Raw genomic sequence first — 20,354 nt, forward strand, 5'->3', positions numbered from 1 at the left:
GCGCAGGAGTCTTCGCGCCGAATGCAGGGCTCCTACCGCCCACCCGTGTCACGGAACCCCTGCTCTCGTCCGTCCCCCGCCTTGGGCATTGCACTCCACGACCTTGTCCTGTGTTTCTCGACCGTCCATGGGCCGGGAAACGCGAGCGAAGGTCGTGCATGCATTCCTCAGCGCGATCATCCCACCTGCACTCATCGCCTGGTACCCCTTGGGTGGAGAGGCGTTGGTCCTTGATGATGCTCTCCCGGTCCTCGTCATCGGCCCCGAACCCGAGTCGGTGGCGCTCCTCCCCCCCCTACGACGAGGCCAGAGTGCCCCCGAATGTCCCAGTCCGGCCCGATGCAGAAATGATGTGGCCCGCTGACCGCTCCAGGTGTCCAAAACGGAGGGTATTGGCCCGAACCTCGCACAGCGTGAAATCGAAAGCACCAGGTCATCGCATGGTTTCTTGGAGATACTTGGGTCGCCGAGGCTTTAATCCCCTCCGTTTTGGACACATTCGGCCTGGCAACCCCATCAATCGGCCTCGCGTGCGCACTGGCCCGCCCCGACGAAGACGGCCGATGGCGTGCGGGGCCTAGGAACAAGCCTCCACGTGGCGTCGTTTTGTGAGGCTGGGCGGAAGGTGACAGGCTCGACGGAGGTGTAGTGGAGCCTGCCGTGGCGCGAACTGCGCAACGATTCCGATCCTCGACGGCGTTGGCGTCGCTGCTCTTGATCGGGCTGTCTACCGCAGCGTAGGACTTCTTCCCATGCAGTATTGCGGACCCTTGATGCACTGCACCTCAAGGCGGTTATGCGTCTTGATGCCGTTACGGCCCTCACCTATGACCGCTGGCTCGGCGAAGCGGCCAGATCGGTGGGACTCCAGGTGATAGCTCCCGGAGCGTGATCCAGGTAATTCGGGCAGGCCCTCACAGCGGAAGAACATTCCCAGCCATCGGGCCCCACCAACCCCTGAACTGGCAACTCACCCCAGTCGCGGCCAGTCGCTCGTCAAATATGCCTCCACTGCGCGGTGACGGAACGTGTACGGCTTCCCGCGTCTGATGATGCCGCGCGTGACATCGAGTCTCTGCGCGGCAGGCCCGGCGTCAGTCGCCCGGGCGAAGCCCGCCTCCTGCGCGATCCGCGTCAGAGTCCGGTCCTGCGGGTCGAGTCCCGCCATCGCCTCCAGCACCTCCCGTTCCCGCTGCGGCAACCGCTCAAGAATCCGCTGCACATGCGCCTCCGCCTCGCCTGCTGCACCCTGCCAGCCCCGTGCCACCTCCCGGGCTGTGATGACATCGCCGTCGCCCGCGTACCAGGCCCGCTCGCCGGCCAGCTGGAACAGGAAGGGCTCCCCGCAGGCCCTCTCCACAATCGCTCGCTGCGCCGCCGGCTCCATGAACACGCGGCCAGGCCCATCGCCAGACGTCTCATTCCCGGCAACCTCCCACCCCTCGGAGACGAATGGCTGCAGCGCCGTGAGCATTGATGCGTCGTCGATCGCCCCGAGCGTGACCGTCTGGAATCGACGTGCAAAGGTCGCACCCGTCCGTGCTCCCGCCATATCCGTGAACTCCGGCAACCCTGTGAGGAACACGGCGATCGGCAGCGCCCGCTCGAAGCGCACCGCCCCCGGCGCCTCCACCTGTTGCTCATACGTCAATGCGTCCCCCAACGCGATGAGCACCTGGGAGAGCGCATGGCGGTCATCCAGGTGCTGCACCTCGTGGCGAATCGAGAGGCGTGCGCACCTGATAAGTTTATCAATGCCGTCTGATCGGCGGCCGGCTTGGGCGGGACGGCGTCGCCGATGGCCGGTCAAGCGGCTCGGGCGCGCCACACTCCTCATCCGCACTCCCATCCACGCATTACGGAAAACACGACTCGCTTCTCCGGTCATCCCGGTGGCCGCCTGTGCCACCCCGCCACTAGCGTCCTTCTCATGACCGTGGAGCACGTCCCCCTGGCCCCAGAGCCCGCCGCCCCAGCCCTGGGCACCTCTCCTGCGAACGCCTCGGCGTCGCCGCCCAGCACCGTCGCCCCGACCCGGCCGTCCGCGGCGCCGTCGGCCCGCTCCCTGATCCTGACCGCCGCGCACCTCGCCGTCCTGGGCCTGGCCGGAACCGCTCCGGTCGTCCTGCTCATCGTTCTGTCCTCGCTCGCGGCGGCGACCATCGCCCTGTTCGGGATCGGCCTGCTGTTCTTCATCCTGCTCGTCCACCTCATGATCGGCCTCGCACGCTTCGAGACCGCCCGGGTCCAGGACCTCTACGGCCTGCCCCGCACTCCCGTGTCTCTCGCCTCGCGGCCGACCGGGTCCCACCCCGGCCCCTATCTGCGCTGGCTCTGGCGTCAGGGCACGTCCTTGGCCGTGTGCCGACCGCTCGCCTCCTTCGTGGTCGGCTGGCTGATGGGGCTCGTGCTCCTGTGGTGCGCCCTGGCTGGAGCCGGGCTCCTGGGGTCCGCGCTGCGTCACCTCGTGGACGGCCAGATAGGCCTCGCCCCTATCCAGCTGGTCCTCGGCGTCCTTATGGCACTGGGCGCTCTCGGCGTCACCAGAGCCCACGCGGCCCTCGCCCCCGCGCTTGTCAGTCTCCCCAGCCGCCGCGAGCTCGCCCGGGCTGTCCACGCCACCCGCGAGCAGCGTGCCAGTGCCGTCCGCTCCGCCGACCTGGAGCGCACTCGCATCGAACGCGACCTGCATGACGGCGTTCAGCCGCGTCTCGTCTCCGTAGGCATGACCCTCGGCCTGGCCCGGCACAAGATCGACTCCGACCCCGACGGCGCCCGCGCTCTCATCGCAGAGGCCCATTCCTCCACCAAGACCGCCCTCACCGAGCTGCGACAGGTATCCCGCGGCATTCACGCTTCCGTCCTGGCCGATCGCGGCCTCGACGCCGCCCTGTCCTCTCTGGCTGCTCGCAACCCTCTGCCCGTTGAGTTGGACATGCGGCTCGACGACGCCGTCGGGCCGGGCGGAGAAAATGCCGCGCCCGGCCCTCGATACCGCGAAGCGGAGACCGCCGCCTATTACCTCATCGCCGAGGCCCTGACCAACGCCGCCAAGCATGCTCGGGCCACCGGGTGCCGCGTCCAGGGACGCATCCGCGAGGCCGGCACCCCGCAGGCGGGCCTGTGGATCCGCGTCGAGGACGACGGCGTCGGCGGCGCCCGGATCGTGCCCGGCGGCGGGCTGGACGGCATCGCCCAGCGTGTCCACGGCGCCGGCGGCACCTACACCCTGGCCAGCCCCGACGGCGGCCCGACCAGTCTGGAGGTGAGTCTGCCGTGCGCCTGACGATCTGCGAGGACTCCGTTCTCCTGCGCGAGGGGCTCATCCGGCTGCTCACTGAGGTCGGCCACGAGGTCGTGGTGGCCCTGCCCGACGCCGTCGGCCTCATGGACTCCCTGGCCTGTGACCCGCCCGACTTCTGCATCCTGGACGTCCGCCTGCCCCCGACCTTCACCGACGAGGGCGTGCGTGCGGCTCTGCAGGTGCGCGAGCGCTACCCGGAGCTGCCGGTCCTCGTCTTATCCCAGTACGTGGAGGAGCACTACGCCGGGGAACTCATCGCCTCCAGCACCAGGGCGCTGGGCTACCTGCTCAAGGACCGGGTGGCCGACGTCGTCGACTTCCTCGACGCTCTGGACCGTATCGCCGACGGGGCTGTGGTCCTGGATCCCGAGGTCGTGGCCCAGCTGCTCAACCGCCGCTCTCACGACTCCCGCCTGTCGAGCCTGAGCGGCCGCGAGCGCCAGGTCCTGGCACTCATCGCCGAAGGGCGCTCCAACCAGGCGATCGCGCAGTCCCTGCACCTGTCGGCAGCCAGCATCGAGAAGCACGTCTCCGCCATCTTCCTCAAGCTCGGCCTCGCCGCCGATGAGCACTCGAACCGCCGCGTCCTGGCTGCCCTGGTCCACGTCGCCGAAGAAAGGACACTCCCATGACTGCTACCGCTCCCCAGACCGGGTCGGCTGCCCCGCGCCGTCGCTGGTCCTCATTCACCTGGCTTGGTATCGTCCTGTTGGTAACCGTCATGATCCTGGGTTTTCTCGGGGCCTTCATCACCACCATGCGCGTCCGCAGCTACGGCCCCGTGTCCGTCGCCGCCGACGGCATGGCGAATCTGGACATCGATGTGGGCAGCAGTGGCCTGACGATCGCCTGTGGAGCCTCGGAGAGCTTTGTGCTGACCCAGAAGAACGTGACGGACCGGTGGTACATGAATGTTGAGGGCGGCACGGTCCGTGTCTGGCAGGAAACCGACAACAACTGGCTGCCCCTCTGGCTCTTCGGGAAGCCTGCCGAGAAGGCGGCCCTGGAGATCCCGCAGTCCCTGTGCGAGCAGAGCCTGACGGCTGATCTGAGTGTCGACGCCGGCAGCCTGGACGTCAAGGCCGACTTGAGCAGCGCGACTGCGGACGTCAGTGCCGGGAGCCTTAGCCTGTCGGGGGCGGCGAATGTCGTGACCGTGAACGTGGCTGCGGGCAGCGCCGACTTGAACATTGATGACGCCGAGCAGGTCGATGTGGAGGTGAGATCCGGCTCGGTCGAGGGCGCGTTCACGCAGGTGCCCGAGCAGCTGACGGCGGACATAGGCGCGGGGTCGGCCTCGCTCGCCCTGCCCGCCGGCAACTACACGGTGAGCTCCAAAGCCGAAGACGGATCCGTCAGCAACAACCTGACCATTGACCCTTCCGCCCCCGCAGGTGTCATTGAGGTGAGCGTCGACGCCGGCTCGGTGTCCCTCGAGGATAAGAAGTAAGGAGAACGTCGGGCGGCCGGCGATGATCCGGTGATCTCGGGAGCTCTCCCTGTCGCTGTTAAGTTCAGCCAATGCCCGCACTGAGATCGATCCGAAGTCCAGAAATGTGGGTCGGGAAAGTCGGTTCGCTTTCCCGGCCCACACGGATGAGAGGCGATTGTCTCTTCGCGGCCCGGTAGTCTGAGGCTTCCGCATCAGAGCCGTAGGCGAAGCACTCCTCGGCTCTGGTCTTGTTGTGGGACTGCTGGCCAGGCCGGTGGTAGATCATGCTCTCCTTGATCGGCATCCAGGTGGGGCAGGAGTAAACGCCAGGGGCAAGGTCCAGTTGGGATACGCCCAGGATGTCAGCGATGTCAGCCTGGGTGTGGCTGCGGAGCAGGTAGATCAGGGCCGCGCTTAGGGCTCCGGGCAGGCCAAGGACCGGGGGCCAGGGCCGCTATGGTTTCGTGGCCGGACGGGTCTTCGATGGCCTGTGTTGTTGGGGTTAGGCAAGCGGCGGGTGCCTGGGTTTTCCACAGAAGGGTTTGTGAGGGTGGCGGGCCTCACAAGGGGGTCACTACAGTGTTGCTGTGATGCCTGTTCGGTCCTGAGTGGTGCTGAGGCGCTGGGTGGGGCCGGAGGTCATGGATGCCTGTTTTCCCTGAATCGTCGTTGTTGATAGTGGTGATGATGATGGCTGTCCCGGTCTGGTTCCGTCTCTGTGTGCACGTCTGCCGTGCCGGAAGAAGCCGTGTTCGCCGTGCCGGAGACAGTTGTCTGCGGGCGGTGTTGGTTGTGGTGCTGAGTGCGTCGGGGGCCTTGGGGGCTATGGGAGCGCTGGCGGCATGCGGCAGGGGCGGTGATGATGCCCGTGGTGGTGGCGGTCCGTCGGCTTCTGCTGTGTCTGCCTCTGCGACGGCATCTCCGACGGTGGACCTTCCTGCCGATCAGGCGGCTGCGCGTGAGGCGGCCCTGGCGATGCCGGCTCCGCAGAAGCCGGAGAATATGGATGAGAATTCCTCTGAGGGTGCTATTGCGACGGCGATTTACTTCGTTCAGTTGTATCCCTATGTGTATGCCACGGGGGACCTGGAGCAGTGGAAGTCGATGAGTCGGCAGGACTGCCTGTTCTGCAACTCGGTGATCACCAATGTGAAAGAACTCCACGAATCCGGCGGGTGGCGTGACCCATGGGCTCAAACTGTTGTTCAGTCGGGTTACTCCGATCCCGGCCCCGGCAGCGAGTACTCCCGAGTGGACATCGCCTTCGATAGAGATACCACGTATACATATGACGGAACTGGAGGAGAGCCCGAGGTCGCGGAACCTCATTCGTACACGGTAATTATTTTTGCCATGAAATACACGGACGGGCACTGGATCATTCGGGCAGGACAGGTCGAATGAAAAAACTTCACAAGTTGACTGTTGTGCTCACCGTCATTTTAGTGATTCATATGTCGATCTCGTCGACCGCTGTAGGAGATAGTGACGATGAAGTTTTTTCTTCTGAAGGAAAGGACAATTCTGTTGGGGTAACAAGAGTTCATACGCGTGTGATCGACCCTGATCCGGTTCCTGAGGCGGCGCCTGCTCCGGTGGTGCAGGGCGGGGAGGCTTCTGTGGGGGAGGGGGCCGGTGATCCGCTTGCGGAGGAATTCTCGAAGACTGTGGATGACTGCCTGCCGGAAACAGGGCTAGCTCGCGTATTTTGCACGTCAAAAGCGGTCGATCTAATGTTAATGCTCCTCAATAGACCCCAGTCCGCGCCCGAAGAACCCGCCGCCGCCGTGGAAGCTGCAGGGGCAGCCGGCGTGCCCGTCGTGGTCACGTCCTCGGATGTTTCTAAAGTCATGGCCAACGGATCAGGCATTACACGCCAGCCCCCGGGCGCCAAGGCACTGGTATCCAAGATCGTGATCGTCTACACCTCCGGGGACTCCCAAACCATGGAGACCCAGGTCGGGGGCACTCCGGTGACCATCGTGGCCACCCCGGCGTCATACACCTGGGACTGGGGTGACGGCACCACAACCACAACCAAGGACCCGGGAGCCGCCTACCCCGATCACACGGTCTTTCACAAGTACTCCCACACCGCCGACAACGTCGTCATCAGCCTGACCACCACCTGGAGCGCCACCTACTCAGTAGAAGGCGGGCCCGCCCAACCCATCTCCGGCACCCTGACCACCACCGACACCTCCGACCCCTTCGACCTCGTCAGACGCATCTCCTACCTCACCGACGACGCCGAAGAAGCCCAAGGCCACTAACCCACCGGAACGCGTTACCTGGATATTACGATCCTCCGCCCATAAATTAGCGCATTCATAATGTGTTCAGAAGTCCAGGAGTGTGGGCCGGGAAAACCAATTGGTTTTCCCGGCCCACATCTGATGAAAGGCGATTACCTCTTCGCGGCCCGGTATCCCGCGGCTTCCGCATCTGACGGATAGGCGAAGCACTCCTCTGCCTTGGTCCGACCGTAGGCCTGGTTCCATGGCTGATGGTAGATCATGCTCTCCTTGTTCCCCTTGATCGGCGCCCAACTGGGGCAGGTGTACGTCCCTGAGTAGACGCTGGCCCATCGACCACTTCCGCTGAAGCGGTACCAAGTACCTCCAGCCTTCGCCCAACCGGTGGCCATGGAGCCGTCCCCTTGCAGATAGTAATCACCGACCCACTTGTTTGTGGTCATGATTCCGTTGGTGTCGAAGTAGTACCAGGAGCCTCCGAGCTGTGCCCAGCCGGTGGCCATCGAGCCGTCCGCATAGAGGTAATACCAGGAGCCTCCTTGTGAAAGCCATGTGCTTGTCGTCATGGCGCCCGAGTCGTCCAGATGGAACCACTGCCCGCCAGAGGAGATCCACGTGCCGTGCTGCATAACGCCGTTAGCGCCGAAGTAGTACCAGGTGCCTCCGACTCGGGTCCAGCCGGTGGTCATGGCGCCGTCGCCGCCCAAGTAGTACCAGGCGCCTTCAACCTGGGCCCATCCAGTTGCCATCGAGCCGTCAGCGCCCAGGTAGTACCAGGAGCCTCCTTGGGGCAGCCACGCGCTGGTGAGCATGGCGCCCGAGTCGCCCAGGTAGAACCACCGCCCGCCGGAGTCGATCCAGGTATTGGACTGCATGACGCCGTCGGCATTAAGGAAGTACCAGGCGTTTCCGACTTCAGTCCATCCAGTGGACATCGTGCCATCAGCGCTGAGGTGGAACCACTGCCCGCCCGAGGAGACCCACTTGTCGGATTGCATGGCGCCGTCAGTGCCGAGGTAGTACCAGGAGCCGTCGATCTGAGCCCATCCGGTCTTCCTCTTGCCCTGCTCATAGTAGTACCGGCGACCGCCATCCTCGTTCCAGCCATTGAGCATGGGGGCGGCGGACGGCGCCGGGGGATCAATGGGCGCATCGGCCGTTGGTTCGATGCTGGGCTCGGGCGTGACTGATGGTTCGCTATTGGGGTCGGGGAATTCCGGAGCTGCAATCCCGACAATCCCGTCGCCGTCCGTCGGCTTCCCGCTGTGTTGATCGGCCGTGGCTGCGGGAACGAGTGTCCATATGAGCGACATCGCTGCGAGCGTTCCGAGTGCGGATCGATGAAGATGTTTCATGAGATTCCTTCCTGAGGATCTAGAATTCACCATGCTTCCACGTCTCCTCGTCATCCTTGACGAAGGGGAATTGTTGAGCTCTTGTATGGAATGGCGAATTCGCACTTATTGTATGAGCCTGATGGATTCTGTTCCAGACCCGATTCGCTGTTCGCGGTTTCATTTAGGTAAAAACCGGGCAACTGTTTCGCATCCCTCGCTCACGCGGATAATTTCACGTGGTGAAGCCGGCTCCGATATGTCGATCCGACTGGTTCCGCCTACATGGCCTGAGTCTGCTTCTAGGCGTGTTCTAGGCGTGGATGCCTCGCCGTCAAGCGTGGCGCGAGCGAGCGCGTGAGCACCTGTGAGCCGGGTGAGTCGGCCCCTGCGAGGTGTTCCTCATCCCTCATCGCGCCTGGCCCGCCGGGCCTCGCGCCCGTCCGGCCCCGATGGGAGACTAAGCGGCAAAGCAACAACGGCAGGAGAACTCATGATCAGGGTCGCAATCAACGGATACGGCAACCTCGGGCGGGGCGCGGAGCAGGCGATCTCCAAGAACGACGACATGGAGCTCGTCGTCGTCTTCACCCGGCGTGATCCGGGTTCGATCGCGACGCAGGGCGCGCCGGTGGCGCACGTGGACGACATGTCGAACTGGGCGGACAAAGTCGATGTCTGCCTGAACTGCGGCGGCTCCGCGACGGACCTGGCCGAGCAGGGCCCGGCGACGGTCGCCTTCTTCAACACGGTCGACTCCTACGACACCCATGCCAAGATCCCTGACTACTTCGCCTCCGTCGATGCCGCTGCGAAGGAGGCCGGCCACCTCGCCCTCATCTCCACCGGCTGGGACCCCGGCCTGTTCTCCATGCTCCGGGTCCTCGGTGAGGCTGTCCTGCCCGACGGCGCCACCACGACCTTCTGGGGCCCCGGCGTCTCCCAGGGGCACTCGGACGCGATCCGCCGCATCCCCGGTGTCGCGGACGCGAGGCAGTACACACTGCCGGTGCGGGAGACCGTCGACGCCGTCAAGGCCGGCGACGACGTCGAGCTGACGACTCGCTCGATGCATCGGCGCGACTGCTATGTCGTAGCGGAAGACGGCGCCGATCTCGCCTTCATTGAGAAGGAGATCGTGGAGATGCCGAATTACTTCGCGGACTACGACACCACCGTCACCTTCATCTCCGCCGAGGAGATGGCTGCGAAGCACGCGGGCATTCCGCACGGAGGAACAGTGATTCGTCGGGGCGAGACCTCCCCGAGCGTCGCCGCGAACATCGCCTTCGAGCTCAGCCTCGGATCGAACCCCGAGTTCACCGGCTCCGTCGTGGCGGCGACGGGTCGGGCGGTGGCAAAGATGGCCGCGCGCGGTGAGACCGGGGCTCGCACGGTCTTCGACGTGACGCTGGCCGACCTGTCGGCGAAGGACCCGGCCGACCTGCGCGCCTCCTATCTCTGATCGGTAGCCGGGATCCGTAGGCGGGACCGATACGACCTGCGCTCTCGACTGCGGATCCTGGCTTCGGGAGGCCGGGCTATTCCGGCACGCGGTGAGGGCTGCCAGGCATGCGGGCATGCAATCGTCATCGGTGCCGGATGGAACGTGTGCCGGGAGAGTCGCCTCTATGCGACTCTCCCGGCACACGTTCCTATCGGCCATGCCGTGGCTGCGGTAGTGCTCAGGGGCAGGTCACGGTCATTTCAAAGGGTTTGAGAGGAGCGGATTCATCCGCCGGGTTCGCGGCGGGAACCTCGCCTTTCACGGTATGGGTCGACCCGTTGGTCGTGACCTCGGCGTGGCCGATTCCTGTGGCATCCATGAAGTTGAGCATCATCTCGTCTCCCTGAGAAGCCATGATCAAGGTTACCTGGCCACTGTCGCCGAAGACCGTCGTGAAGTAGTCGGTTTCGCTGTTTGTTGCGGTCACGTTAACGGACGTCGCGCTGTCTTCTGTCGCGCAGGCGACGATCGGCTGGTCGATGGTGAAGGGCTGACCGTCGATCGTGGCTGAGAAGGAGTCCTGGACAGCCGCCGCAGCCGTGCTGGTCATGCTGTTAGTTGGACTGTCGTTCGCGGCGCTCTCGGATGAATGCTCAGTGGCGCTCGGTGCGCTATTGCTATTTCCATTGCCGCTGCAAGCGCTCAATCCCGTGGACAGGGTCGCAGTCAGGGCTAGAGCCGTGATGGTCTGGATGCTTCGGATTCTCATGGTTGATGCCGTCCTTAATATGTCGTGGTCAGGAGGTGCGGCTCAAACGACTTGAACCTGTTGCTGACGCCGGCGGCGCCCGCACTCAGCAGCATAAGGGATAGATGGATGGCGGCTGGAGAAATGAGGGGGTGTAGTGATGCCTATGCGCGCATCAGGGCCGTCTTCTCTGGGTGAACAGCGGTGGGCGGCTGCGGAATTCTGCTTCTTGCGCATTCATCTGCATTCGCAATCTGGGACTAACGGCTCTTCCGTTCCGTGGCCCGTTGCATAAGTTCGGGATCCTCGGTATGTGTCTCGATATGTCTCGCCAGATTTTCTCGGAGATCTTCTCCGAGATTCCTCGCATGTCCGCGCTCATCATGATCACTTCTCGCGCGTGTCATTGCATCACTGCTCATTGCGACCCGTGCCCACGACGCGGGGATGACCATGATCATGGTGGAAACCGGGGATGATCCCGGGCATGCACCCGCAAGAGCCGCCTATGAGGCATACGGGTATCAGCGCTGACCCGTCGCTCGCTATTTCGAGAATCTGGATGACGGCGACGGGGACTCATAATGGAGATGGAGTGGCCATTCGGGAACAGGTGACGGTCATATCGAAGGCCTTGAGAGGGGCTGAATCAGCTGTTGTGTCCGAGGCGGGGGCCTCACCCGTCACGGTATAGGTCGATCCCTCCACTGTGGCTTCGGCATGGGCGGTCCTAGAGGCTTCCGTGAAACGGAGCATGTACTCGAATCTGTAGACGTTTCCCTGGTCGTGTCCTCGAGAAGTCGTGATCGTGTCTACGTGATCCTTTCTGTCGAGGATCATCATGAAGTAAATGGGTTTTTCTTCAGCGTCCGCCGATTCGGCGCTAATGGACTTCGATCCGCCCTCGAGGGCGCAGCTCACGGTCGACTGGTCGATGGTGAAGGGGTGGCCGTCGATTGTGGCTGAGAAGGAATTCTCGGCTGCTGGACTCGTGTGGGCCGTGCTTGTTGGGGCGGATTTGTCCAAAACGGAGGGGATTAAAGCCTCGCTGGCGTGGGTGTCTTCAAGAAACCGTGCGATGAACTGGTGTTTTTGGCGTGTTTTCGCTGTGTTTCCGGTGTGCTTTCGGCGTCGCGCTGCATGGTGACCGGGCTGATCTCCTCCGTTTTGGACACCTGGCACCCTCAATGCGCCGTACCGGTACCAGAGCAGGGCCGTCCGGCGGGCCGGGCCAGGGCGCTCGAGGTCGCGTGAGCATTGTCGTGGACGAGGGCTTGCACCGGCAACGCGGGTTCGGGGCCGATCACGAAGGCCGGGGCCTCGTCATCGGGGATGAAGTCCCGTTGAGGGCGGCAGTCCCGGTTGACCCCGGTTGACGGAACCCTCGCCGCTTCCGGCCTTCACTGCGAGGGGCCCCGGGCTCGACCAAGCGCGCATCCTGCCCTCAACCCTTGAAGACCGTCCAACACCTTCCTGCGCAACACACACAACCTGCGGAAACATGAGAGAGCTCATGAATAAGCTTCCCGGTGCCCGGAAACCGCGGCGGAGAGATTCAGAGCGTCGCGGCAACCGGACGGGTGCTCGGTCATGTCTGTCGGGCCTTGGCTCGCCTCCCGAGTCGCGGCCTGAGAGGCTACGAGTATGCGAATCGTCATCGGCGCCCCCGGCAACGGTCTAGCTCTCAAGGATGCTCTGAAAGAGCATCTGCACAGGGATGAGCGCGTCAGCGCCGTCACTGATCTGTCCGAGCCCGATATCACCTACCCGCAGGTCTCCTTCCGGGCCGCGCAGGCCATTGTCGACGGGCGGGCTGATCGCGGCATCCTCGTGTGCGGCACCGGCGTCGGCACCGCCATCGCCGCCAGCAAGGTCAGGGGTGTGAGGGCTGCGACGGCCCACGACCTCGTCACCGTGCGTGGCTCGGTGGAGAACTACGACGCCCAGATTCTGTGCATGGGGCAGAACGTCATCGCGGCGCCCGCCGCCTGGGCCTTGGTGGACCTCTGGCTCGATCTACGGCACGACCCCTCCAGCAGCTACGGCGAGAAGCTCGCCGAGATCGAGGCGTATGAGGCCGGCAATCATTGCTGATGCGTTTTACTGGTGGAGATCGGTCCGCTCGTCCAACACCCGAGCGTCACTGTCGGCTGCTCCGCGCTGGAGGATCCGGGCGTGCCCGCCCGATAGTTGGTCATACTAATGTTGACCAACAATGGCTGAGGGGGCATCATCGGCGCTATGAGCACCCAGTTCAATGTAGCCGAGGCCAAGGCCCGTCTTTCCGACCTTCTTGTCCGGGCTGAGAAGGGCGAGGATGTCACGATTGCCCGGGCGGGGCAGCCTGTTGCCAGGATCGTTGCTATCAAGGCGCCAGAGCGGCGGGTGTTCCCCAGCTATGCCGAGTACGACATCCCGGATGAAATCCTCCTCGCCCCGATGTCGGAGGATGAACTCGCGCGGTGGGAGTAGTGGGCTATGGACATCATCCTGGACACCAACGTTGTTGCGTGGCTCCTGGGTACCGGGGGTCGCAGGATCAACGCGCCGGCTCTGCATACCCTGTCCGATCCTCGCAACCGGCTATGGGTCTCTAGCGCCAGCGCTTACGAACTCATCAACAAAGTTCGTTTGGGCAAGTGGCCCCAGGCTGAACTCATCGCTCTGGAATGGAGTGACAAGCTCGTAGAGCTGGATGCTCGGCCGCTGTCCTTAGAGGCCCAGGACATGATCGCTGCGGCGTCGCTCATATGGGAGCACCGGGATCCCTTCGACCGCATGATCTCGGCTCAGGCCATGCGTCGGGGGTGGGCGTTGGCGAGTGCGGATCATGTTTTCAAGGATCTTCACGGAATCGCGCTTATCGAGTGCTGATGACTGTGTGACCGCTCGCATCGCGGCGCCTGCCGCCTGGGCCCTGGTGGACCTCTGGCTCGATCTACGTCACGACCCCTCCAGCAGCTACGGCGAGAAGCTCGCCGAGATCGAGGACTGCGAAGCGAGCCGCTGAGCGGACATGCGCCACCCGATCACCATCTCTTGCATGCGCGCTGCATGCGCGGCATATTAAATGCATGTCGACGGTTCAGATTCGCAACGTGCCTGAGGCGACCAGTCGCGCTCTTAAGGCGAAAGCTGCAATGGAGGGGCGCTCGCTCAGCGATTATCTGCTGGTGGAGCTGCAGCGGATCGCTGATCGCCCTAGCCGCGCCGAGTTGCTGGCCCGAATCGCCGAACGCGGGGTCTGCGACCTGCCTTCGGCAGAAGATGTGCTAGCCGAGCAGCGAGACGGGCGATGACGTTAGTGGTCGATGCCGCTGTCGTTGTTGAGGTGCTTTTAGGGACGCGGCGTGGCGGCAAGGCGGCGGCGCTGCTGGGCGGCCATGATCTACTCGCTCCTCAGCACCTGACCGCGGAAGTCGCCTCGGTTTTCCGGGGCCTGTCTTTGGGCGGACATATCACTGAGGAGCAAGCTCTACGAGGGTTCGAGGAGTTCAGGCAATTGGGAGTGGAGCAGCTTCCCATGGATGATCTTCTCTCAGAGGTGTGGGCGCAGCGCCACAATATGACCGCATACGATGCCACGTACGTGGTTCTCGCTCGTGTGCTCGGGTGCCAGTTGCTCACTCTCGACGTCCGGCTGGCCAAAGCTGCTTCAGATTGCGCTATCACTCCATAGCGGGACGCTTGCGCATCGCGTCGGCAGCCCGGCTCGGTGGAGAACTACAACGCCCAGATTCTGTGCATGGCGGGGGAGCAGAGGATGAGCCCCTTGGTGTGCCCGGGGTGGGCAAGGGCGAAGCGGATCACCGCCGTACCGCCTGCCGAGGCGCCCAGGACGAAATACACGCTCGACTTCCAGGTGGTCGAGCAGCTCGATCAGCGCCTTCACCTGGTCGGCCGGTCTTCTTCGGCCTCGGATATCGTTGCCACCAGCTCACGAAGCTTTCGGGCGCGCTCGCCGGTCTTTCCCCTCGCGGAGACGAGGGAGTCCAAGCCCTCCCAGCCCACTGGGGCGATCTTGCCTCGGCGGGCCGCCTCCTGCAGTACCGGTGCGATCTGCAATGCCAGGGTCAGCGCTCGTGGGGACCATCGGGGCGGGGTCTTCTGCGCGCCGGCGTAGGCGATGGCCTCCGTGACGATCGGCCACAGCACATGGCAGTACTTCTGATTCTTCTCAACTCCCCGCAGCAGCGGTGTCGCCAATGCGGGCAGAAGAGAGGGCATTGCGGCGGCAAGGGTGGCCGGAGCCAGCGTGTTGGTTCGCAGGAGCTCTCCCAGCCAGTAGTAGCCGCTGCTGCTGCACGAGGCCACGGCCACGGCCGCCAGCCCATTGCTCAGAGGTTCCCTGCTCTCCATGCTGCGATGCTTGTCGCTGACTCGCAGTTTCTTTCTCTTCGAGTCCCACCACAGCCAGACCCCGGCTCCCGTCTCCACATGGACGCACCAACGCTGTCGACGGAACGCAAGGTCGTGGGTCCAGCCGATGGGCGTTGTATAACGGGTTCCGTCTCCGGTCGTCAGCAACAGCGTAGTCCGCTCTTTGACCTCGACCACTTTGACCGAGATCCCATCGTTGATCGGCTTCCAAACGGGGTCCCCATTCCAGACGTCCTCGTAGCGCCACGGGCGGATCGTCGTCCCGGCAGGCTTGGGACCATTCACCCGCGGTAGCCGGCCGACAATTTCTCGGGCCAGCTTCACCGCCTCGGAGCTGCCGCTGCGTCCGGCGACCCCGCGGAGCCCGGACTGGTCCAGCACCGAGGCGGGGGCGCTCCCGGCCTCGACGGCGGCCAGCACCGACTCGGTCAGGTGCGCGGTTGCCGTCACCAATTCCTTAGTACCTGCGGGCAGCCGGGACTCGATGGCGGCCCGAGCCAGCAGCTCATCGAGCACCCGCCAGGACAGTGCGAGCGCCCCCGCCTCGGCCAGGTCCCTCAATACGACCGCCCAGGCCGCCAACCGGTCGGGGAGGCTGCGGGGCCGGAATCGCTCGGGCAGCAGCAGGCCGCGCTTCCAAGCGTCGATGGCAGCCTCGAAGGCCCTGGCGCGGTCTTCGCCGTTGACCACGAGGGCGAGCAGGTTGACTGTGGTGCGGCGCGTGAGCGGATGGCCGTGCCTGGCGGTCTGCCGCGCGCTCCCCATGCCCTCATCGAAGTGGACACTCCGGATCAGGAGGTTCGACATGCGGGGAAGCAGGTAGTGAAATCCCCAGTATTCCCGCACATGTATCGGCCATCCGGCCAACCCGGGCTGCTCGGCCAGGCTGACGGCGGTCAGGTGCTCCTCGTCATCGTCCCAGGGCTCGATCAGGGGGTGCTCCAGCAGCTGGGCCAGCGCCTGGCCGGCAGTCAAGTCGCGTGTGGGGCCGACTGGGAGTCGATTTCCGCCTCTTAGAGCAGAGCCGTCGGCGAACCGCACGTTGGCGCGGATCATCCGGGCGCGTGAGATCAGGTCCTCTGTGATGGCAGTGGTATCGAGGCGCAGCAGCGCCCAATAGAGATCCCCGGCGGGCACTGCGACGCCGGCCTCGTCGAACTGCTGCAGCCGATCGAGAAGATCCTCCGGATCGATGGTGAGATCGTCGCGACTCGGCAGCGACACGACCACAGGCACCTCCGCCAGTCTGGGGCCGAGATCCCGTTCGCGCGCTTCGTCCGCGTGATCGGCATTCTTCAAGAGGGGCTGCTGCCACTCGGCGTAGACGTCGAGCCCCAGACGGTGGCGCGCGTTGACGCCGTTGAGCCCGCCCAGAGCCAGCTCCGCCTCCTGCGGATCGCGGCGGACGATGGCGTGCAGCGTGGCGACGAACCGCTCCGCCAGCAGCGGGTCCGGGGAGCGCTCGAGTGCGGCGGCCAGCTCGGTGAGGTGTTCGGCGGTGGCGGGCCCGGGGTCGAAGGCCGGGACCTGCCAGGTGGGCGGGACCGGGAGCCAGGGCAGCAGTTCGGTTTCGGCCTCCGGGGCTTCCGAGTCGATGCCCCAGGCCTCGTGCAGCCTCCGCGCCGCCTTAGCGATGCCGCCGTCGCGTAACAGCAGGTCGGCCAGCAGCGGTTCTATGCCGGCGACCTGCTCGGGCCGAGGCCGGCCGGCCAGGGCCGACAGGAGCGCCTTGGCCGCCTTCTGGGTGCGGGCAGCCCCCGTGATGACCAGCAGGTCGGGCAAGTATTCGTCGCCCAGCGCCGTCGCGCAGCGAGTTCCCAGGCTCTCTAGGAGCGGCCCCTCTCCAACGGCCAGGGCGCCCAGGAGAAGATCGGCGTGCTCGCGGACCTCGTCGTCGGTGATCTCCAGGTCCGCCAGGAGACGCCCCCAGTCGGCACGGTCACTGGGACGCGACGCGGACTCCAGCCCTGCCAGGCAGACGTCCAGGCGGCGCTCGCGGGGCAGTAGATCCCGGAGCAGCAGATCGCCGAGGGCTCCGTGCGGGGGCAGCCGCACCTCGACGGCGAGGCTGAGATGCTCCTCAGCCTCGGCCTTGAAGGGCTGCGGGTCGCTCTCTCCGTTGAGAGCTTTCAGGGCCAGCGTCGTCCAGGCGACCGCGTAGCCCAGCCGGCGGGGCGGTTCCAGGTCCAGATCGCGTACGAGCTGAAGCCATGCGGGGCCGTGCCTCGGGGTCTCCTGCACGTCGGCGATGTCATGGCCGCTGGATTCCCGGTTGATGTAGTCGGCGGCGAACCTTGGGCCGCGCTCGCTGAGGAGCGCGACGTGCACGTCGTTGCTGAAGAGCCTGGACCAGCGCAGTGAGACCGCCCGGCGAGCCGTGATGCCGCACCGGATGGCGAAGGCCAGGAGCGCGATGCAGTCGATATCGTCGGGGAATGTCGAGCGGAGCCGGAACGCTTCGGGGTCGCGCTCATCCCAGTCTCCCGACTTCAGGCCGTCGCGGGCTATGCGCCGCTGCTGGGATGTGCCGATCGGCAGTGTCGGCCATTGCTCTGAGGTTGTGCCGACCCAGCCGAGCTCTCGGAAGACGTCGATGGCGGCCGCCTGCTCGGTGTTCATGCGTGTGCCTTTTCTGTTGTCCCTGTCGCCTTTTCTGCCCTGGTGATCAGCCGGGTCGCCAGGACGTGCTTGCACGGGCCGCGAGATCCGGCGTATCGCACGTACCAGGTGCAGGTGCAGCTCTCGCCCTGGACACGGTATCCGGCCTCATCGCCGGCCACGAGCCAGTGGTCGCCGTTGTGAGTGACGGCCCCGGCATCGACGAGCCGCTGCGCCGTCACCAGGCGGGGGTTGTCGCGTTCGACGCGGTCCGGGTCGTGGGGCAGCTCGCGGTGGAACCAGGACTGTTCATGGCTGTCCCAGCCGACCCGCCCCGATGCGCCGAGCACTGCCAGGGCCGCCCGTACCCGGGGCTCGGGAAGGTTCGCCTCCCGGGCCAGACGGGATTCATCGATGCGCGGATCGAAGGCCAGCAGCGCCGAGATCAGGTCGGCGTCCTCGGCGGTATTCGGCGCTGCCAGGGCTGTGAGTAGGGAGCCTTCACCGGAGAATCCGCGGGAGGGCTCGACGGTGAGCATGAGCGTGAGGCGGGCGCCGGGCAGGGCGAACTCCAGCGCGGTGGCGCCGTCGCCGTCTGCGGGGGCGTAGACGGTCAGGCCCTCCAGGTTGGCCAGCAGCCGGGCGACGGCGGCGAGGCGATGGGTGCCCAGCAGCCGGACTCCTCCGGGCGTGCGGTGGGTCCTTGTCATCAGCTGCCCCCGTACGGCGCTCAGCCACACCTGATCCGTGCGCGTCGCGCCGGAGCGGGGGAGTGCCTGCACGAAGCGGCGTGCAGCGGCGGCACCGACGCTGAAGCGCTCGACCAGGGGGCTGCGTCAGCTCGGCGGCGTTGCCCAGGGCCCGCACCCAGCTGTCGGGCATCTGCACGCGGCGCTCCTCGACCGACTCGGCCGGGGTGGAGGCGCGCAGCCGGTCGGTGCCGACGTCGAGGTGCAGCAGCTCGCCGCGCGGCACCCGGGCGAGGGCCCGCCGCATGGCCGGACCGATGTCGACATTGGTGGTGCCGTGGTCGATCTGACCGCCGTCGAGCCCGGAGGCCAGGAGGTCGAGGCGGGCCAGCACCCCGTTGCAGGCGGAGAAGCACTCGGCTCGCAGACGATCTCCGTTGGCAGTCAGGATGGGGTCGCGCATGCCCGCGGGAGTGGGGCGGAAGTAACGGGTGGCGGCGATATCGGCCAGGACCAGCAGCGAGCGGGTGACCACGACCGGATGCGTGGCGAAACCGTGGAAGAACCCGGGATGATCGACCAGGCCGGCGGGGGTGAGCGCGGGGGCCAGGTCCAGGGCCAGGCCGCCATCGGTGAGAGTCGAACCATGCGAGAAGGTGCGCATGTCGGGGAGTGTATCGAGCGCCACTGACATGATTCGGCGCCTATCAACCGACTTTACCGAGGCTGCAGGCCCGTCCCGAGTCGGGGCGGTTGATTCGTAGAGCGGGCTAGGCGACTCCTCCCGCTGCGGAGGCTGCTCGCACTATCCGGGGCGCTCTTCGAGCATGATCCTGGTATGACTCGGAAGATAGCGGTGAGTCTCCCGGACGCACAGGTTGACTCGATTCGTCATGCTGTTGAGCGGGGCAGGGCGGCATCGGTCTCGGGCTTCATCGGTACGGCGGTTGCTCGTGCTGAGCGCGAGGATAGTCTTGAGCGACTTCTGGACGACCTCGATCGAGAGCTCGGTCCTGTGAGCGCGGACGATCTTGCGTGGGCTGACAAGGCACTGGGTCTGGAATGACAAAGGGCGACGATGTCGCTGGTCTGACTCTGGACGCGGGGGCGTTGCTCGCACTCGAGCGGGGCGATGCCAGGGTTCGTGCCCTGCTTCGCCGGGCGTCGGAGGTCGGAACCGCTTTGGATGTTCCCGCTGGGGTGGTGGCCCGGGCCGTGAGCAGGCGGGTTGGGGCCCGGCCGCCGTCGCCCGGTTCAAGCCGGGTGACGAAGAGATGTTGACCACTGCCCCGCCCGCATCCCGAGGAACCGCGCCGACAAGCCGGCATTGTCGCCGTCCAGCGTCAGCTCGGAGAGGGGTACGGCGGCTCCGGATCGGTAGACTCTGCTCGTGAGCGTTGACATGACTAAACAGCTGGTGCCGATGGAGGCCGCATGGATCGCGGTCGTGCGTGCTGCTCTTCCGGCCGACCTCAAAGGGCTCTGCCTGGCGCCCGACGACTGGTACGACGGCATGGACGAGTCTTCTGCAGAAGGACGGTGCCTTGCCTGGTTCGACCTGGTCGCGGACGAGTGCGTGGTACTGACCGTCGGCGCCTACTTCGACGGGGTGCGCACCACCGTCGGCAGTCTTCACAACCAGCTCTTCAGTCTTGAATCCAACCGCCCGACATTCCCGCCGCAGACGTTCACCGGGTCGATCACGGACCAGGCCGTCAAGGCCTGCGACTTGCTGGCGGCGATTCGACGGCGACCGGTCGAACGGCACGACTGGTCGCGCACCGTCCACGAGTACCGGTTCGCCGACGACGGCACCGGACTGGTGGCCTCGGGGAGCACCGCTCAGCGCCGGGGAGCACCTCGCCAGGTCACGAGGATCGCCACGACGCTGGGCTGACGGGGCGCGTCTGCGCACCCAACTCCCCGTGCGGCGACTGCTTGACGAGCCCGATCGCATCGGACTGGGGTGCCAGTTGCCCTCCAGCTGAACGATCGCTTTCAAGGGGTGGACCGAGTCCGCGGCTCCCTCGTCGAGATCGGTCGTACTCCGGCTCGAGATCGGTTCACTTCCGCACCGAGATCGGTCCGACGCACCCACCGGGCACGGGCGCTCCCGGGACAGTGAGGCTTTTTCCCATGGTCCTGCCCCCGCCGGGTCGCGTCTTTC

23 protein-coding genes are annotated in these 20,354 nt (G+C 65.4%); 15 read left to right on the top strand and 8 right to left on the bottom strand.

All coding sequences use genetic code 11. The annotated features are described in order from the left end of the window. Positions 1–970: 970 nt before the first annotated feature. Positions 971–1,711: a hypothetical protein gene (locus tag W5W_RS14970; protein ID WP_017195561.1), complete on the bottom strand. Its 741-nt coding sequence runs from the start codon at positions 1,709–1,711 to the stop codon at positions 971–973. A gap of 219 nt (positions 1,712–1,930) precedes the next feature. On the opposite strand from W5W_RS14970, the gene W5W_RS0112045 reads away from it, so the two are divergent. Genes W5W_RS0112045 through W5W_RS0112055 form a run of 3 tightly spaced genes read left to right on the top strand, consistent with a single transcriptional unit; the run spans position 1,931 to position 4,754 of the window. Next, entirely contained in the window at positions 1,931–3,286 is a 1,356-nt protein-coding gene (locus tag W5W_RS0112045) for a sensor histidine kinase (protein ID WP_017195562.1), read from the top strand. After that, positions 3,277–3,936, top strand: coding sequence for a LuxR C-terminal-related transcriptional regulator (locus tag W5W_RS0112050; protein WP_017195563.1), 660 nt, complete (start codon positions 3,277–3,279; stop codon positions 3,934–3,936). Before W5W_RS0112045 ends, W5W_RS0112050 begins: the two co-directional genes overlap by 10 nt. Further along, complete coding sequence (locus tag W5W_RS0112055) at positions 3,933–4,754, top strand: DUF4097 family beta strand repeat-containing protein (protein WP_017195564.1); 822 nt, start codon at positions 3,933–3,935, stop codon at positions 4,752–4,754. The genes W5W_RS0112050 and W5W_RS0112055 overlap by 4 nt, the downstream gene beginning before the upstream one ends. Positions 4,755–4,818: 64 nt before the next feature. Here W5W_RS0112055 and W5W_RS16970 read toward each other — a convergent pair whose 3' ends face one another. Continuing rightward, on the bottom strand, positions 4,819–5,040 hold the full coding sequence (locus W5W_RS16970) for a sunset domain-containing protein (protein ID WP_029574299.1): 222 nt from the start codon (positions 5,038–5,040) through the stop codon (positions 4,819–4,821). A 341-nt stretch (positions 5,041–5,381) separates the two neighbouring features. On the opposite strand from W5W_RS16970, the gene W5W_RS14975 reads away from it, so the two are divergent. Both W5W_RS14975 and W5W_RS15305 read left to right on the top strand, forming a co-directional pair. Then, positions 5,382–6,140, top strand: a complete 759-nt coding sequence (locus tag W5W_RS14975) for a DUF6318 family protein (RefSeq protein WP_238533340.1) — start codon at positions 5,382–5,384, stop codon at positions 6,138–6,140. Between the two features lie 383 nt (positions 6,141–6,523). Beyond that, on the top strand, positions 6,524–7,009 hold the full coding sequence (locus tag W5W_RS15305; RefSeq protein WP_154650346.1) for a hypothetical protein: 486 nt from the start codon (positions 6,524–6,526) through the stop codon (positions 7,007–7,009). 134 nt (positions 7,010–7,143) lie between these two features. Here the strand turns inward: W5W_RS15305 and W5W_RS0112075 are convergent, their stop codons facing one another. Beyond that, entirely contained in the window at positions 7,144–8,304 is a 1,161-nt protein-coding gene (locus tag W5W_RS0112075; protein WP_238533341.1) for a sunset domain-containing protein, read from the bottom strand. Positions 8,305–8,818: 514 nt separating this feature from the next. Here W5W_RS0112075 and W5W_RS0112080 point away from each other — a divergent pair. Further along, positions 8,819–9,790 (top strand): diaminopimelate dehydrogenase, encoded by a 972-nt coding sequence (locus tag W5W_RS0112080; protein WP_017195568.1) that lies wholly within the window; start codon positions 8,819–8,821, stop codon positions 9,788–9,790. Between the two features lie 220 nt (positions 9,791–10,010). Here W5W_RS0112080 and W5W_RS0112085 read toward each other — a convergent pair whose 3' ends face one another. Both W5W_RS0112085 and W5W_RS15820 read right to left on the bottom strand, forming a co-directional pair. Beyond that, positions 10,011–10,382 (bottom strand): lipoprotein LpqH, encoded by a 372-nt coding sequence (locus W5W_RS0112085; RefSeq protein WP_017195569.1) that lies wholly within the window; start codon positions 10,380–10,382, stop codon positions 10,011–10,013. Positions 10,383–11,099: 717 nt separating this feature from the next. Further along, the gene (locus W5W_RS15820) at positions 11,100–11,546 is read right to left on the bottom strand and encodes a lipoprotein LpqH (RefSeq protein WP_161603445.1); all 447 of its coding nucleotides are present in this window, start codon (positions 11,544–11,546) and stop codon (positions 11,100–11,102) included. 618 nt (positions 11,547–12,164) lie between these two features. Here W5W_RS15820 and W5W_RS0112090 point away from each other — a divergent pair. The 6 genes from W5W_RS0112090 to W5W_RS0112115 all read left to right on the top strand — a co-directional run bounded on the left by W5W_RS0112090 (position 12,165) and on the right by W5W_RS0112115 (position 14,199). Further along, positions 12,165–12,614: an RpiB/LacA/LacB family sugar-phosphate isomerase gene (locus W5W_RS0112090; RefSeq protein ID WP_017195570.1), complete on the top strand. Its 450-nt coding sequence runs from the start codon at positions 12,165–12,167 to the stop codon at positions 12,612–12,614. A 147-nt stretch (positions 12,615–12,761) separates the two neighbouring features. Beyond that, complete coding sequence (locus tag W5W_RS0112095; protein WP_017195571.1) at positions 12,762–12,992, top strand: type II toxin-antitoxin system Phd/YefM family antitoxin; 231 nt, start codon at positions 12,762–12,764, stop codon at positions 12,990–12,992. Positions 12,993–12,998: 6 nt separating this feature from the next. Beyond that, a complete protein-coding gene (locus tag W5W_RS0112100) occupies positions 12,999–13,394 on the top strand; it encodes a type II toxin-antitoxin system VapC family toxin (protein ID WP_017195572.1) in 396 nt (131 codons plus the stop codon). Between the two features lie 7 nt (positions 13,395–13,401). Next, positions 13,402–13,530 carry a hypothetical protein gene (locus W5W_RS16835; protein WP_017195573.1) on the top strand — a complete coding sequence of 43 codons (129 nt, stop codon included), beginning with the start codon at positions 13,402–13,404 and terminating at the stop codon, positions 13,528–13,530. 64 nt (positions 13,531–13,594) lie between these two features. Next, on the top strand, positions 13,595–13,819 hold the full coding sequence (locus W5W_RS14985; RefSeq protein WP_029574300.1) for a FitA-like ribbon-helix-helix domain-containing protein: 225 nt from the start codon (positions 13,595–13,597) through the stop codon (positions 13,817–13,819). Next, the gene (locus W5W_RS0112115; protein ID WP_017195574.1) at positions 13,816–14,199 is read left to right on the top strand and encodes a type II toxin-antitoxin system VapC family toxin; all 384 of its coding nucleotides are present in this window, start codon (positions 13,816–13,818) and stop codon (positions 14,197–14,199) included. The genes W5W_RS14985 and W5W_RS0112115 overlap by 4 nt, the downstream gene beginning before the upstream one ends. Before the next feature lie 44 nt (positions 14,200–14,243). On the opposite strand, the gene W5W_RS16950 is transcribed toward W5W_RS0112115, so the two are convergent. Genes W5W_RS16950 through W5W_RS0112130 form a run of 3 tightly spaced genes read right to left on the bottom strand, consistent with a single transcriptional unit; the run spans position 14,244 to position 18,208 of the window. Continuing rightward, positions 14,244–14,369 carry a serine aminopeptidase domain-containing protein gene (locus W5W_RS16950; RefSeq protein WP_008732882.1) on the bottom strand — a complete coding sequence of 42 codons (126 nt, stop codon included), beginning with the start codon at positions 14,367–14,369 and terminating at the stop codon, positions 14,244–14,246. Between the two features lie 39 nt (positions 14,370–14,408). After that, complete coding sequence (locus W5W_RS0112125; RefSeq protein ID WP_017195575.1) at positions 14,409–17,519, bottom strand: hypothetical protein; 3,111 nt, start codon at positions 17,517–17,519, stop codon at positions 14,409–14,411. Next, positions 17,516–18,208, bottom strand: coding sequence for an SWIM zinc finger domain-containing protein (locus W5W_RS0112130; protein WP_017195576.1), 693 nt, complete (start codon positions 18,206–18,208; stop codon positions 17,516–17,518). The genes W5W_RS0112125 and W5W_RS0112130 overlap by 4 nt, the downstream gene beginning before the upstream one ends. Positions 18,209–18,245: 37 nt before the next feature. On the opposite strand from W5W_RS0112130, the gene W5W_RS16325 reads away from it, so the two are divergent. The 3 genes from W5W_RS16325 (at position 18,246) to W5W_RS0112145 (ending at position 20,084) form a co-directional block, all read left to right on the top strand. Then, positions 18,246–18,878: a hypothetical protein gene (locus tag W5W_RS16325; RefSeq protein WP_017195577.1), complete on the top strand. Its 633-nt coding sequence runs from the start codon at positions 18,246–18,248 to the stop codon at positions 18,876–18,878. A gap of 147 nt (positions 18,879–19,025) precedes the next feature. After that, positions 19,026–19,253 (top strand): toxin-antitoxin system antitoxin subunit, encoded by a 228-nt coding sequence (locus W5W_RS0112140; RefSeq protein ID WP_008731861.1) that lies wholly within the window; start codon positions 19,026–19,028, stop codon positions 19,251–19,253. Positions 19,254–19,577: 324 nt separating this feature from the next. Next, the gene (locus W5W_RS0112145) at positions 19,578–20,084 is read left to right on the top strand and encodes a hypothetical protein (RefSeq protein ID WP_154650348.1); all 507 of its coding nucleotides are present in this window, start codon (positions 19,578–19,580) and stop codon (positions 20,082–20,084) included. Positions 20,085–20,354 lie beyond the last annotated feature (270 nt).

Origin of the sequence: Actinomyces massiliensis 4401292 (assembly GCF_000269805.1) — a bacterium.
Classification (GTDB): domain Bacteria; phylum Actinomycetota; class Actinomycetes; order Actinomycetales; family Actinomycetaceae; genus Actinomyces; species Actinomyces massiliensis.

Coding starts and splice junctions, on each gene's coding strand:
- W5W_RS0112085 (WP_017195569.1), bottom strand. CDS start 10,382: ATGACCAGCACGGCTGCGGCGGCTGTCCAGGACTCCTTCTCAGCCACG.
- W5W_RS0112095 (WP_017195571.1), top strand. CDS start 12,762: ATGAGCACCCAGTTCAATGTAGCCGAGGCCAAGGCCCGTCTTTCCGAC.
- W5W_RS16970 (WP_029574299.1), bottom strand. CDS start 5,040: ATGCCGATCAAGGAGAGCATGATCTACCACCGGCCTGGCCAGCAGTCC.
- W5W_RS0112130 (WP_017195576.1), bottom strand. CDS start 18,208: ATGACAAGGACCCACCGCACGCCCGGAGGAGTCCGGCTGCTGGGCACC.
- W5W_RS0112100 (WP_017195572.1), top strand. CDS start 12,999: ATGGACATCATCCTGGACACCAACGTTGTTGCGTGGCTCCTGGGTACC.
- W5W_RS0112080 (WP_017195568.1), top strand. CDS start 8,819: ATGATCAGGGTCGCAATCAACGGATACGGCAACCTCGGGCGGGGCGCG.
- W5W_RS14985 (WP_029574300.1), top strand. CDS start 13,595: ATGTCGACGGTTCAGATTCGCAACGTGCCTGAGGCGACCAGTCGCGCT.
- W5W_RS0112090 (WP_017195570.1), top strand. CDS start 12,165: ATGCGAATCGTCATCGGCGCCCCCGGCAACGGTCTAGCTCTCAAGGAT.
- W5W_RS0112055 (WP_017195564.1), top strand. CDS start 3,933: ATGACTGCTACCGCTCCCCAGACCGGGTCGGCTGCCCCGCGCCGTCGC.
- W5W_RS0112125 (WP_017195575.1), bottom strand. CDS start 17,519: ATGAACACCGAGCAGGCGGCCGCCATCGACGTCTTCCGAGAGCTCGGC.
- W5W_RS0112075 (WP_238533341.1), bottom strand. CDS start 8,304: ATGTCGCTCATATGGACACTCGTTCCCGCAGCCACGGCCGATCAACAC.
- W5W_RS0112115 (WP_017195574.1), top strand. CDS start 13,816: ATGACGTTAGTGGTCGATGCCGCTGTCGTTGTTGAGGTGCTTTTAGGG.
- W5W_RS0112140 (WP_008731861.1), top strand. CDS start 19,026: ATGACTCGGAAGATAGCGGTGAGTCTCCCGGACGCACAGGTTGACTCG.
- W5W_RS14975 (WP_238533340.1), top strand. CDS start 5,382: ATGCCTGTTTTCCCTGAATCGTCGTTGTTGATAGTGGTGATGATGATG.
- W5W_RS0112045 (WP_017195562.1), top strand. CDS start 1,931: ATGACCGTGGAGCACGTCCCCCTGGCCCCAGAGCCCGCCGCCCCAGCC.